This window comes from Streptomyces lateritius, assembly GCF_014649715.1.
GTDB classification, from domain to species: domain Bacteria; phylum Actinomycetota; class Actinomycetes; order Streptomycetales; family Streptomycetaceae; genus Streptomyces; species Streptomyces lateritius.
Genome location: NZ_BMTO01000003.1, coordinates 445525 through 457538 on the forward strand (window position 1 = coordinate 445525; position 12014 = coordinate 457538).

A 12014-nucleotide genomic window follows, 5' to 3' on the forward strand; every position below is an offset into this window, starting at 1 on the left:
CCGCCCTCATGGAGGGGCGCGCCATGTGGGCGTCCGTGCGGGCCGCACTCGCGATCCTCATCGGCGGCAACCTCGGCGAGGTCACCTTCAGCGTCCTGGCCGCCGGCATCACCGGCACCACGCCCCTGAACGCCCGTCAGATCATGCTGGTCAACCTCCTCACCGACCTCGCCCCCTCCCTCGCCATCGCCATCCGCGAACCCTCCAGCCAGACGGGCGAACGCCTCCTCCAGGAAGGCCCGCACCGCTCCCTGGGCACCGCACTCACCGACGAGATGCTCCTGCGCGGCCTCATCACCGCGCTGGGCGCCGTCCTGGCCTGGGCCGCCGCCCGGCTGACCGGTCGCGGACGCCGGGCCGGCACGGTCGCCCTGGCCGCCGTCGTCGGCACGCAGCTCGCCCAGACGCTGACCGCCGGCGGTCTCGACCGAAACGTCCTGATCGCGGGACTCGGCTCCGCGGCCGTCCTCGTCGCCATCATCCAGACCCCCGGCGTCAGCCAGTTCTTCGGCTGCACCCCGCTCGGCCCCGTGGCCTGGGGCATCACGCTCGGCGCCATGGCCACCGCACTCCTCCTCGGACACTCCCTGGCGCCTCTCCTCACCGCCCTCACCCGCGCGAAGGGCGAAGCCGGTGCGGACGCCGAGCCGCGCGCGGACGCCGAGTCCCCCGCCGGTCAGGCGTAGTGGGGCGGACCGGCCTACTTCGCCACGCAGGCCGGCTTGGGGCTGCCTTCCGCCTCCACGGTGAAGGCCGGCTCCATCTGGCACGGGGCGCCGTCGGGGGTGCGGCGGCAGGCAGGAGGTCCCAGCGGGTGTCTTCGTAAGGCGTGGTGGGCGGCCCGTCCGGCCCGTCCGGCAGAGGAAGAGGCGGCCGGAGGCCGGTGCCGGGGCGGGCGTCTTCCCGGCCGCGTTCCTTCGCGCCACCGTGATCACCAGGACGTCGAGGTCGGCGCCCGCCAAGGCACAGCCGGAGACATGGGGTGCGGGCGCGTCGACGGCGGTGGCGAGGCTGCCGTCCGGTGTGTACGCGCGGACCGGACCGGTGCCCGGGCCGCGACCCGTACCCGACCGCCCGCGTCGACGGTCAGGCCGTGGGGTTCGGCCTCGTCGAAGTGGCCGAAGGCCCGGGCGGTCGGCCGCCGGCCGGCAGTCTCCCGCTCGGGGCGGCCTTCGCCCGGTTGCGCTTCCCCCGCACGGGCACCAACAGCGCCATCTGGACGATCGGCCAGGTCATTCTCGCGTTCCGGACCCCGAGGGCATCCGGGGCCCCGGAGGGAACACGATGGCTCCCGGGCCCTCAGGTTCGGGCGGGAGTGAGGACCACGAAGTCGGCGTTCGACGGGTCGAGGCAGACGGCGAGCCGGCCGACGCCTTCCACATCCTCCGGTCCCATCTGTGCGCTGCCGCCGTTCCCGGTGACCTTGGCGACCGCGGCGTCGCAGTCGTCCACCGCGAAGACGGGGTGCCAGTACGGCCGCCCGTTCGTCAGCGTGAGGTCCTCCTCACGCAGCTGCATGAGACCGCCGTGCATCCGCTCCTCCGGAAGCCCGGCGGGAGTGATGAGGGAGTACGCGCCCCCGCCGCCGGGCAACTCCATGTCGCCGAACTGCCAGCCGAAGACGGAGCCGTAGAACTCCTTCGCGGCCGCGGCGTCGCTCGTGTACAGCTCGGTCCAGGACAGTGAGCCCGGGTCGTCCACCAGCTCGACACCCTTGTTCGTTCCCGGCTGCCAGACGGCGAACTGTCCCCCCAGAGGGTCGCTGTACTGCGCCATCCGGCCCCACTCGTCCAGGTCCATCGGCGCCACCCGCACCGTGCCGCCCGCGCGCTCCACCGCCTGGGTGGTGGCCTCCGCGTCGGGGACGCAGTAGTAGATCATCCAGGCGGAGCGCGCGCCTTCCTCGGTGAGCTTGCCGAGCCCGGCGACGATCTTTCCGTCCTTCCGGAACATCCCGCCTTCCATGTCCTGTCCCTCGCCCATGGGCTCGTACTCCCAGCCGAGCACGGTGCCGTAGAAGGCGGCGGCGGCCCGGACGTCGGGGGCGCCGAGGTCCAGCCAACAGGGGGAGCCCGGTACGAAGTCGGTGGTGATCATGGTGATTGCCTTTCGCAGATCCTGTACGACTTCAGCCTGGCACCGGCCATTGGCCCCCGCCCGTCGACCGCTCGCGGTCAGGTCCCCCCGTCGCGCCGGTTCAGCTCCGTCCGTTCTCGTTCCACGGACGGAGCTTCTCCGGGTTGCGGACCGCCCAGATGCGGGTGATGCGGTCGTCGGCGAGGCTGAACGCCGCCACGGTCACGGTGACGCCGGTGTGCTGGGCGACCAGTCCGGGCCGGCCGTTGACCGTCCGCTCCAGGAGGGTCAGCCCCGGGGCTCTGCTCGCGATGTGGATGAGGTACTCGGCGATGCGCTCGCTGCCCTCGACCGGGTGGAGGACGGTGCCGACCAGGCCGCCGCCGTCGGCGATCATCGTGGCGTCGGGGTCGAGGAGGCCGACGAGGGCTTCGATGTCCCTGGCCTCCCACGCCTCCTTGAAGTCACGTACCAGCCCGGCCTGTCCGGCCGCCGCAACCGCCGGAGCGTGGGTGGCGCGCATGCGCCGACGGGCCGAGGACGCCAGCTGCCGGCAGGCCGCGGGCGTACGGCCGACGATCTCGGCGACCTCGGCGAAGGGGTACCGGAAGACGTCGTGCAGGATGAACGCCACGCGTTCGGCCGGCGTCATCGACTCCAGTACGACGAGGAAGGCCATGTTCACCGACTCGTCGAGGGTCACCCGGTCGGCGGGGTCGGCCGACTCGGCACCGCTGCCGCCGATCTGTCCGGTGAACCACTCGGTACGGTCGGGCAGTGGCTCGGGTATCCATGTTCCGACGTAGCGCTCGCGCCGGACCCGTGCCGAGCCGAGCATGTCGAGGCAGACGCGGCCGGCGACCGTCGTCAGCCAGGCGCCCGGCGACTCGATCGCCTTCTGCTGTTGCCGGGACATCGCGTACCAGCGGGTGTACGTCTCCTGAACGGCGTCCTCGGCCTCGGCAAGCGAACCGAGCAGCCGGTAGGCGAGGTTGATCAACCGGCGCCGCTCGCCGACGACCGCGCTCAGCTCCGGCTCGGACCGGCCAGACCCCGACTGGTGCCCCGGCAGGGACGGCGTGCTCATGTTCGCGACCGCTCCTCATCATTCTCGTCCGCTTCCGCTCTCCACGTGTCGACGAAACACCGCGTCGAAGTGTGAGGTCGGCGCTTCACGCACATCTCCCGGGCCTTCGTCCGTCGTCGGACTGCCGAGACCCTACCGATCCGTCGCCGGGGAGCAGATGAGAGGACCACGTCATGGCTCTGCGGGTGGCGATCGCCCCCAGGCCTTGACCCGCGAGAGCCACGCCCATCACGAGCGAACGGCAGGGTGTAGCGCGTGGGCCCCATGGCGAAGATGAACCCGGCGGCGTCTTCCGCGTCGGCGCCGAAGGCCATGGGCGCCTCGGCGGAGGCGATGTCGATGCCGGTGAAGCCGGCGGCGATCAATTGTCGACCGAAGACACGCGCTGAGGCGCACGCGCGGTCGGTGGGCGCTCCGTCGTTCACGACGTTACCGAAGGGCGCCGTAGGGCCCGCGTGTTCTATCTCCGACCTGTGTTGTTCCTAGAATGGCCAGGTGAAGGACATCGACGTGATCGCACTGCTGCAGGATCCGATGCGGCGCCGCCTCTACGAGTATGTGGCGGCGCAGGGCCGCGAGGTCGGCCGCAATGAGGCCGCCGAGGCGGTCGGCGTGGCGCGCACGCTCGCCGCGCACCACCTGGACAGGCTGGCCGAAGCCGGGCTGCTGGAGAGCGGTAGTCGCCGCCTGACGGGCCGCTCGGGGCCGGGTGCCGGCCGCCCCGCCAAGGTGTACACGCGTGCGCCGGTCGAGCGGTCGGTGTCGCTGCCCGCCCGCGATTACCGTACCGTCGCCGAGCTGCTGGCCGAGGCCGCCGAGCAGGCTGGTCTGGACGCCGGGCTCTGCGCCGCCGCGCGTCGGCGGGGCGAGGCCCTGCGCGGCCCGGCCGCGCCCTGTGGCGGCCTCGAAGAGGCCATGGAGATGCTGGCCGCGCGCGGTTACGAACCGCACCTGGAGGGTGCCGAAGGCGCCGAGGGTTCGGCCGCACCCGTCGTCCGTATGCGCAACTGTCCCTTTCACGCCGTCGCCGAGCGATTCCCACCGCTCGTCTGCGGCATGAATCTCGCGCTGCTGGAGGGGCTGCTCGGCGCGGACGGTCCTGTCCGCGCTCGCATGGACGCCCGGCCGGGGGAGTGCTGCGTAGTGGTCGAACCTTCTAAACCTTCTAAAAACGATGAGCATTGACATAGAAGCAGGGGCCGTGTTGGGATGAGGCCATGACCGCATCCGCGCGCGCCGCCCACCTCGCCCAACTCAACGTCGCCACGCTCCGTCACCCCCTCGACGACCCGCGCGTGGCGCCGTTCGTCGAGATGCTCGATCCGGTCAACGCCGCCGCCGACGCCGCGCCCGGCTTCGTGTGGCGGCTCGTGGAAGAGGGAGCGGCCGACGCCACCGGCCTGCGCCCGGCGGGCGAGGATGTCATCGTCAACCTGTCGGTGTGGGAGACCCAGGAGGCTCTGTGGGACTTCGCCTACCGCAGCGGCCACTTGGAGGTGATGCGGCGGCGCCGCGAGTGGTTCGAACGGCACGTCGAGGCGCACCTGGTGCTCTGGTGGGTCCCCGCCGGGCACCTCCCGACCGTCGCCGAGGCATTGGAGCGCCTGGCGGACCTGCGGGAGCAGGGGCCCTCCCCGCGCGCGTTCACCTTCGCCTCCTCCTACACAGCCGCCGAGGCCGCCCTGCACCCTCAGGCCGTGCCGCAGGGGGCTACTCGCCCGGCTTGACCTTCACGACCTCGGCGTCTGTCGCTCCGTCACCCGCGGCCCGGCAGCGTTCAGAACGCTGCTCCATCAGGATTCGCCAGACCCCCCTCCGACGGGGCGTGAGCCGGCCACGTCTGTGACCCGTCCGACGGAACCGCCTTTTCCCTGTGCCTCATCGGTAACGGAACTGTCAGGCCACGTGCGTTGATATCGATCGCTGGTCAAGACTCTGCCTGAAGACGAGAGTCGAGAACGGGCCACGTACGGCCGACCAGGGGCGACACACCATGAATACTCCTGCCTGCCAGAACCGGAAGAGCCCAAGGGGCTGGAAGTCCCCCGGTGAAACCGGCAGCGGAAGACGAGTCCGCGTCGGTGGGACGTTCCATGGCATGTGCTCAGTGCTCTCGGTTCCGACGGGACGGCACCTCTGTGAACGTGACAAGGAGGTGACGGGGCGGGGAGTGACGGCGCCCGCCCGCCGGCGCTGAGGGCCACCGACCGCACCGGCCTCCACGAGACCGGCTCCGGGAGCGGGCCGAGTGGGCCGGGGGAGGCGTCGGACGCAGGTGCCGGTCCGGGGGGGCGGGGCGCGGCGTCCTCGAGGAAGACCCGGGCGGTGGCGTCGGCGACCCCTACGTGTCGTTGGAAGAACCCCAGCTTCTTGGGCGAGTATGAGACGAGGAGGTTCTTCATGTGCTGGTGGTGCGCGAGCCGCATGCCGCTCGACCAGGGGACCGGTCCGGATCTCGGTCACCGCGAGCTGGAGCCTGGGGACCGGAAGACCCGTTCCCGTGGCCGCGCCTCCACGCCGAGGACCGCGGCGTTCTCGCCCACCGCGCCGCACCGGCCGCATTCCTGGCCGGCTGCCCGGCCGGCATCGACCCCATCGGCCGGGAAGAGGTGCATGCTGGGCACCAACAGCGGTCGAGTTCCTGTCTGGAGGTCGAAAGATTGAACGGCGGCAAGGGGAGACGGCGTCTGGCCGGCCGCGCCTCGGCCGGGAGGGGTGCTGTAGCGCACCGCGTGGCCGGCGCCCGAATGCGGCTCGGCCGGAGCGGCGGCGAGGTCCCTCTCGACCGGATCACCACGCGCGGCCGGCTCGCCTGGCTGAACGCCGCCGGCTCCAGGATCGGCACCACCCTCGACCTGGAGCGCACGGCGCAGGAGCTGGCCGAGTTCACCGTGCCCGGCTTCGCCGACGGCGCCGCCGTCGACATCCTGGAGAGTGTCCTGCGGGGCGACGAGGGCTCACGGTGGACGGGTACGGGCGTCCCGCTCATGCGGGCCACCGCGCTGTGCGCCGTCGAGGAACTGGCCTCCCTCGAGCCCACTCCCGTGGGCGAGACCTTCGTCCGCGCCGAAGAGGCGCACGAGACGCTGCTGCACCGCTACTGCCTGCGACAGGGCAGGCCGGTGCTGGTGAGCCGCATGAGGAACGACGACTTCATCAAGGTCGCGCCGACGGAGAGCGCCGCGGCGAAGATGCGGGCCGCCGGAGTGCACAGCTATCTCGCGGTGCCACTGATCGCCCGCGGGCTGCTGCTCGGCAGCGCGGACTTCGTCCGTGGCCCCGGAAGACCCCCGTTCTCCACCACCGACCTCGCCCTGGCGGAACAGCTGGCCTCCCAGGCCGCTGTCTACATCGACAACGCTCGGCTGTACGGGCGTGAGCGCGAGCACGTCGTCTCGTTGCAACGCACCCTGCTGCCGCGCGTGACCCCGGTGACGCCCGGGCTGCGTGTGCACGCCGAGTACGCGCCCTCGACGGCCCACCACGGAGTCGGCGGGGACTGGTACGACGTCATGGCCCTGCCCGGCGGACGTACGGCCCTCATGGTGGGTGACGTCATGGGCCACGGGCTGCCCGCGGCCGCCACCATGGGGCGTCTGCGGACGGTGGCCCGCACCCTGATGACCCTGGACATGGCTCCGGAGCGCGTCCTGGCCCGGCTCGACCTCGCCACGCGTGACCTGGAGGACGAGCAGGTCGCCACCTTCCTCTGCGCCGTGTTCGACCCGGCCGACTCCACCTACACACTGGCCAGCGCCGGGCACCTGCCACCGCTGCTTCTCGACGGACAGGGCTCCGCCGAGTTCGCGGACGTACCCGTCGGCGCGCCGCTCGGCGCGGGAGTGATTCCGTACGACCCCATCCGTCTGAAAATGCCGGCGGGCGGCAATCTGGTCATGTATACGGACGGCCTCGTCAAGTCCCGGGACTCGGCCCTGGACCACCAGTTGGAGTGTCTGCGCTCGGCGGCGCGCGGCCTGACACCCGAGGCGCTCGAAGGCGGCGGGCTGATCGAGTGCGCCCCTGCCGACGCGTCCCGCTTCGACGAGGCCGTGCTCCTCGTCGCGACGACCGCCTCGAAGGCCCCGACCGTCTCGAAGGACTCGACCGCATCGACCGCATCGACCGCCTCGGCCGTCCCTGCGGACCTGCGCGAGTGGCAGTTGCCGCAGGAAGGACGCGCGGCGTCCGTCGCCCGGCGGCTGGTCACGGACCAGCTCGCCGCGTGGGATCTGACGGAGCTCGCCGATGTCTGCGAACTCGTCGTCTCGGAACTCGTGGGCAACGCCCTGCGGTACGGCAACGGCCCCGGCCGGCTCCGGCTGCTGCGCGGCGAGCGCCTCGTCGTGGAGGTCTCGGACACGGGCCCCGACCTGCCCCAGATCCAGCACGCGGATCTCAGCGACGAGGGCGGCCGGGGCCTCCAGCTCATCAACATGCTGTGCCGCCGATGGGGCTCGTGCCGCACCGTCACGGGCAAGGTGGTCTGGGCCGAACAGAACCTGCCCTCCTGATTGCGGCCGGGTACGTCACTGAGGCGGCGGCACTCCCAGCCCCTTGGAGTCCGCACCGCTCCTGGCGGCCGCGGAGTGCAGCGCCCGCAGGGCGACCAGGAGCACGCCGATGTCGTCCAGGTAGACCGGGTCCGGAATCAGGTCGATCGGCGAGACCGTGTAGACCACCGCTGCCCAGAACAGGGCCTTGGACTGGAGTGGAACGCCGGCGTCCAGCAGCAGCCTGCGAGCCCGGAAGACGCGTACGAGCAGAACGGCCGCGAATCCCGCCACCACGAGCACGAGAACCACGGCCACGATGAGCCAGAGGGCGCTGTCCATACTGCTCTCCTACCCCGTAACGTCCCGGCCGCGCCGGTCGTCCGCGGCGACTACCAGGCTACGACGCCAGGCGCGCTGTCCTGCCGATCGGCCGCGCCCGTCGGCGCTCGTTGCCGGTTGGGAGTGGCGACCCGCTCGTGGGGCACCAGGAACACATGCGAGAAGACGCAGAAGACGAGCCTGCGCGCAGAACGCCGAGACGCGAACGGGCTCCGCGCAGGTGGCCTGCCGTCGCCGTCGTGCTCATCGGGCTGTCCCTGGCCCTCTTCCTCCTGGGGCGGTTCCTCCACGTGCCAGGCCTGGACGACGTGTTCGGCGTCGACACCCACGACCGTTCCGGCCCGGCGGTGCTGAAGTCCATCCAGGACATGCACCGGTACGAGGGCGCCGCCGGGAACTACCAGGTCGTGGTCGACCTGGAGAAGGACGCCCGGCTGCTGCCCGACTCGATCCGCGGCACTCGTACCCTCTTCGTCGCGAGCGGCAGCGTGGCCGCGTACGTCGACTTCGGCAGCGTCGGCCAGGGCAGCGTGACCGTCGACGAGAAGCGCACCACCGCCACTATCCGTCTGCCGCACGCTCAGCTCGCCGAGCCGGCCATGGACCCCAAGCGCTCCTACACCGTTTCGAAGCAGCGCGGGCTGATCGACCGGCTGGGCGACCTGTTCTCCGACAACCCGGCCGACGAGCGCGCCGTCCACATCCTCGCCGCCGACCGCATCGGCGACGCCGCCGAGGAGAGCGACCTGACGCTGCGTGCCGAGAAGAACACCACGTCGATGCTCCAAGGCCTGCTCCGCGCCCTCGGCTTCGAGCAGGTCACCGTCACGTACGCCTGACAGGACCGGTGGTGCCCGGCAGCGGTGGTCGGGGAGGACCCGTACCCGACAGTCGCCATGATGGGCTCTCGCCCGGGGAGTCGCGCGCCGAACGGATGTCCGGGCCTCGGGCTTCCCCGCGAAGGTCCCCGGGGGGCGGGGCACGCCCCACCCCGCCGCAAGGGGGCCGGCCGGGGATGCGGCACGATGGCCGGATGAACGCGCAACGGGGAAGTACGGAAGAGGAATCCATCGGAGAGCTCGCCCGGCGACTCGTCGCCGCGGACACCGACGGCTGGACGCCGGAAGGGCTGAGGGCGGTGGCGGACGAGCTGGGATGGGCCTGGGGCGGCACGTCGGACACTCCTGTGCTGATCACTGGCCGGTCCTCGGGCGATGCCCGCCTGCGCCCGGTCGGCGACTACGAGAAGCGCTATGTCGCCGGTGAGTCGTACGTGGAGATCGCCGTCCCGGTGTCGGCTCCCGCGCCGGACGCAGCAGCGCAGGCAGCGGCCTTCCTCGCCGCCAAGGAGGAAGTGACGGCGGCGCTGGGCGAACCCTCCATCATGGGCTCGCACGGCGACATGGGCCCCTTCTACGACGGCCAACCGCACTGGGGTGCGCCCTTTTTGCGCTGGCGCGGCAGGCCGGACACTCTCGAACTGCGCGCCGGGAGGTCGGGGCCGGAGCTGGTCCTGCAGCCCACCGACCCGGCGGAGGACTGGTTCTGGCGTCAAGGCGTCGGCGAAGAGCACTCGATCAGCGGCTTCTTCGGCAGCAACCGCGACCAGGCCAACGTCGGCCTCGGCTTCCCAGGCGGCTGGACAGCGCGTAGCTGGGAGACCGTCACCCGGTCGCTGGGGGACTTCCTCGGAGCACTGCCCGCCGAGACCACCGCTCTGGGCGTCCGGATCGGGATGCCGTTCTACGGGCGCAACGCCGACAGCGCGCCCCTCCTGTTCGACGTGGCGTGCGGCGACCGGCTCACGATCGGCTGCTTCGCCCCGGACGACGTCGATCTGGCCGCACTCGGCTGGGGCACGGTCACCGAGCACCCGCACACGGCGTCGGTCTTCAGCGACGACGATCCGGTGTGGCGCGTGGACGCGGGCGGCCCCGGGGAGCCGAAGGGCCGCGCACTCGCCGAGATGCTCGTGGCGACGGCCAGGGCGGCGGGGGTGAGCGAGCCCACCGGCCTGATCGTCGGCGGTGAGGCGGGGTACGTGGACGGCTACCACGTCACCTACTACGGGCTGGGCCTGCCGACCGGCTGACCTCTCCCAGGCCCGCGCCGCCGCGCGTCCCCCTTTCTGACGCCTGCCCGCCGGTCACCGGGGCCGCGTGGCCCCGCGCCTGTCCGGCGACCGTTCGTGGGTTGGCACGGTCGTGGGGCGGGGAGATCTCACGAATGAGGAGTGGGCCCGACTGAAGCCGCGTCTGAGCCCGGGCGGCGGGAGGTCGTTGCGTCAGTCATCGCAGGATCATCAACGGGATCCTGTATGGACAGCGCACTGGGGTTCCCTGGCGGGATCTGCCGGTGCGTTTCGGTCCGTGGAAGACCGTCTACGAGCGGCACCGGCGCGGTCCCGGCGACCGGCGGCAGCAGGGGCGGACGGCCCGCCGGCTTCGACAAGGCGATCTGCAAACGCAGGAACGAAGTGGAGCGGACGATCAATGCGTTGAAGAACTTCCGGGCCGTGGCCACACGCTTCGGCAAACGCGCCTACGTCTTCCAGGGGACCGTCACCCTCGCCCCGATCCGGCTCTGGCTCCGCCCATGATCAGCCGGGCAGGCCCTTAGGCCTGCCCGGCGAGGGGATGCCTGCACGTCTCGGCGCGGCGGAACTTACGGTTTGTGGGTTACCCAGAGCAGTTCCGCCGGCCAGCGGTGTGCCCAGTCGGGTGGGTCGGTTTCGTTGTAGCCGTTGGGTGTTCCGAGTTCGGGCCGCGGCTCGATGAGGTCGTCGATGATGAGACCCGCGCCGCGCAGGACCTTGACCCAGTCGCCGTAGGTGAGCTGATAGCTGGTCGCGCCGTCGCCTTCGGCGATGGTGTTCAGCCCGAAGTAGTCCCGCTGCAGCGTCGTGGTCACGCGGCTGGCGGCTTCGTCGTAGCAAGCTTCGAACCATGGGCTGGCGACGTTGAACACCAGGCGCCCGCCTCGGCCCAAGACGCGTGCGGCCTGCGGGACGGCCAGGTGCGGGGGCGCCCAGCTGAGCCCACCGAAGTCGCAGAACACCAGGTCGAAGCTGTCGGCGGCGAAGGGGAGCTGTTCGGCGGCGCCTTGCACTAGCGGGTAGCGGGTCGCTCCCATCGCGCGGGACGCTGCGGTGAGTTGGGCTTCGGACAGGTCGAGCCCGACCACGGTGGCGCCCTCGGCGGCGAGCGCCCTGGACCACTGGCCGGCGCCGCAGCCGAGTTCGAGGACGCGCTTGCCGGTGACGTCGCCCAGGGCGTGCAGGTGCGCGTCGGGGATGGAGTACATGCCCCACAGCCGGGGTGTGGCGCCGATCTGCGGGTCGTGCTCGTGCTGGTAGGCGCTGCTGATCTGGTTCCAGAGCCGCCGGTTGGCGGGGATGCTGTCCACGTGCCGACTCCAGCACTGCCTGCCGGGGGCGGTCAACACGATGAGGGCACTGGCCGGCCCTCGCCTCGGTCCGGCCCTGGCTCGGCCCATGATCCGCCGGACGAGCCCGTGTCTAGGCGTTGCTCCACCCGGCTGTGCTGGAGAACGAGTCAAGCAGGTCCACCACGAAAACCAGGGTCGAGCCCGGCGGGATCAACGGCGAGGGTGACTGATCGCCGTAGCCGAGACGCGGGGGAACGATGATCTCGCGCCGACCGCCGACCTTCATCCCCCTCACCCCCCGGTCCCAGCCCTTGATGACCTTGCCACTGCCCAGGGCGAACTTGAACGGCTGGCCCCGGTCCCAGGAGGCATCGAACTGCTTCCCGGACTCGAAGGTCACCCCGACATAGTGGACCCTGACCACCATGCCAGGCTTCACCTCAGCCCCGTCCCCGACGACCAGGTCCCGGATGGTCAGCTCGGTAGGAGCGTCGCCCTCCGGAACGTCGACCTCGGGCTTCGTCAGTTCACTCATTGTCGCCTCATCACTTTCCGTCGGAAGCCCTCGCACGGGCCAGCCGGACGCATGGACACTCCATGCGGCAGATGGTCACGCTACCGAGAATGCC

Annotated in this window: 11 protein-coding genes and 1 pseudogene; 7 read left to right on the top strand and 5 right to left on the bottom strand. The window is 71.4% G+C overall.

Annotation, left to right across the window (positions count from 1 at the left end; translation table 11 throughout):
• Window positions 1-686: cation transporting ATPase C-terminal domain-containing protein (locus IE136_RS35460; protein ID WP_229818714.1), on the top strand; the 686-nt coding region annotated here is incomplete at its 5' end.
• A 613-nt stretch (window positions 687-1299) separates the two neighbouring features.
• Here IE136_RS35460 and IE136_RS08390 read toward each other — a convergent pair.
• Together IE136_RS08390 and sigJ are read right to left on the bottom strand one after the other, a co-directional pair.
• On the bottom strand, window positions 1300-2097 hold the full coding sequence (locus IE136_RS08390; protein WP_158992874.1) for a VOC family protein: 798 nt from the start codon (window positions 2095-2097) through the stop codon (window positions 1300-1302).
• Between the two features lie 100 nt (window positions 2098-2197).
• Entirely contained in the window at window positions 2198-3163 is a 966-nt protein-coding gene (sigJ, locus tag IE136_RS08395; RefSeq protein ID WP_189599963.1) for an RNA polymerase sigma factor SigJ, read from the bottom strand.
• A gap of 495 nt (window positions 3164-3658) precedes the next feature.
• Between sigJ and IE136_RS08400 the strand changes: the two genes are divergently transcribed.
• The 3 genes from IE136_RS08400 to IE136_RS08410 all read left to right on the top strand — a co-directional run bounded on the left by IE136_RS08400 (window position 3659) and on the right by IE136_RS08410 (window position 7677).
• Window positions 3659-4348: a helix-turn-helix transcriptional regulator gene (locus IE136_RS08400; protein ID WP_189599964.1), complete on the top strand. Its 690-nt coding sequence runs from the start codon at window positions 3659-3661 to the stop codon at window positions 4346-4348.
• A 32-nt stretch (window positions 4349-4380) separates the two neighbouring features.
• Window positions 4381-4890, top strand: a complete 510-nt coding sequence (locus IE136_RS08405; RefSeq protein ID WP_158992880.1) for a DUF3291 domain-containing protein — start codon at window positions 4381-4383, stop codon at window positions 4888-4890.
• A gap of 933 nt (window positions 4891-5823) precedes the next feature.
• Window positions 5824-7677, top strand: coding sequence for an ATP-binding SpoIIE family protein phosphatase (locus tag IE136_RS08410; RefSeq protein ID WP_189599965.1), 1854 nt, complete (start codon window positions 5824-5826; stop codon window positions 7675-7677).
• A 15-nt stretch (window positions 7678-7692) separates the two neighbouring features.
• Here IE136_RS08410 and IE136_RS08415 read toward each other — a convergent pair whose 3' ends face one another.
• Window positions 7693-7998: a YkvA family protein gene (locus tag IE136_RS08415; RefSeq protein WP_158992884.1), complete on the bottom strand. Its 306-nt coding sequence runs from the start codon at window positions 7996-7998 to the stop codon at window positions 7693-7695.
• A gap of 155 nt (window positions 7999-8153) precedes the next feature.
• On the opposite strand from IE136_RS08415, the gene IE136_RS08420 reads away from it, so the two are divergent.
• The 3 genes and pseudogenes from IE136_RS08420 to IE136_RS36960 all read left to right on the top strand — a co-directional run.
• Complete coding sequence (locus tag IE136_RS08420; RefSeq protein WP_158992886.1) at window positions 8154-8837, top strand: DUF4230 domain-containing protein; 684 nt, start codon at window positions 8154-8156, stop codon at window positions 8835-8837.
• 194 nt (window positions 8838-9031) lie between these two features.
• The gene (locus tag IE136_RS08425; protein ID WP_158992888.1) at window positions 9032-10090 is read left to right on the top strand and encodes a hypothetical protein; all 1059 of its coding nucleotides are present in this window, start codon (window positions 9032-9034) and stop codon (window positions 10088-10090) included.
• A 324-nt stretch (window positions 10091-10414) separates the two neighbouring features.
• Window positions 10415-10597, top strand: a pseudogene (locus IE136_RS36960) (IS5/IS1182 family transposase); the annotation flags it as partial.
• A gap of 65 nt (window positions 10598-10662) precedes the next feature.
• On the opposite strand, the gene IE136_RS08435 reads toward IE136_RS36960, so the two are convergent.
• Window positions 10663-11403 (bottom strand): class I SAM-dependent methyltransferase, encoded by a 741-nt coding sequence (locus IE136_RS08435; RefSeq protein ID WP_158992890.1) that lies wholly within the window; start codon window positions 11401-11403, stop codon window positions 10663-10665.
• Between the two features lie 112 nt (window positions 11404-11515).
• A complete protein-coding gene (locus IE136_RS08440) occupies window positions 11516-11920 on the bottom strand; it encodes an FKBP-type peptidyl-prolyl cis-trans isomerase (protein ID WP_158992892.1) in 405 nt (134 codons plus the stop codon).
• Between the last annotated feature and the right edge of the window lie 94 nt (window positions 11921-12014).

Coding starts and splice junctions, on each gene's coding strand:
- IE136_RS08390 (WP_158992874.1), bottom strand. CDS start 2,097: ATGATCACCACCGACTTCGTACCGGGCTCCCCCTGTTGGCTGGACCTC.
- sigJ (WP_189599963.1), bottom strand. CDS start 3,163: ATGAGCACGCCGTCCCTGCCGGGGCACCAGTCGGGGTCTGGCCGGTCC.
- IE136_RS08405 (WP_158992880.1), top strand. CDS start 4,381: ATGACCGCATCCGCGCGCGCCGCCCACCTCGCCCAACTCAACGTCGCC.
- IE136_RS08415 (WP_158992884.1), bottom strand. CDS start 7,998: ATGGACAGCGCCCTCTGGCTCATCGTGGCCGTGGTTCTCGTGCTCGTG.
- IE136_RS08420 (WP_158992886.1), top strand. CDS start 8,154: ATGCGAGAAGACGCAGAAGACGAGCCTGCGCGCAGAACGCCGAGACGC.
- IE136_RS08425 (WP_158992888.1), top strand. CDS start 9,032: ATGAACGCGCAACGGGGAAGTACGGAAGAGGAATCCATCGGAGAGCTC.
- IE136_RS08440 (WP_158992892.1), bottom strand. CDS start 11,920: ATGAGTGAACTGACGAAGCCCGAGGTCGACGTTCCGGAGGGCGACGCT.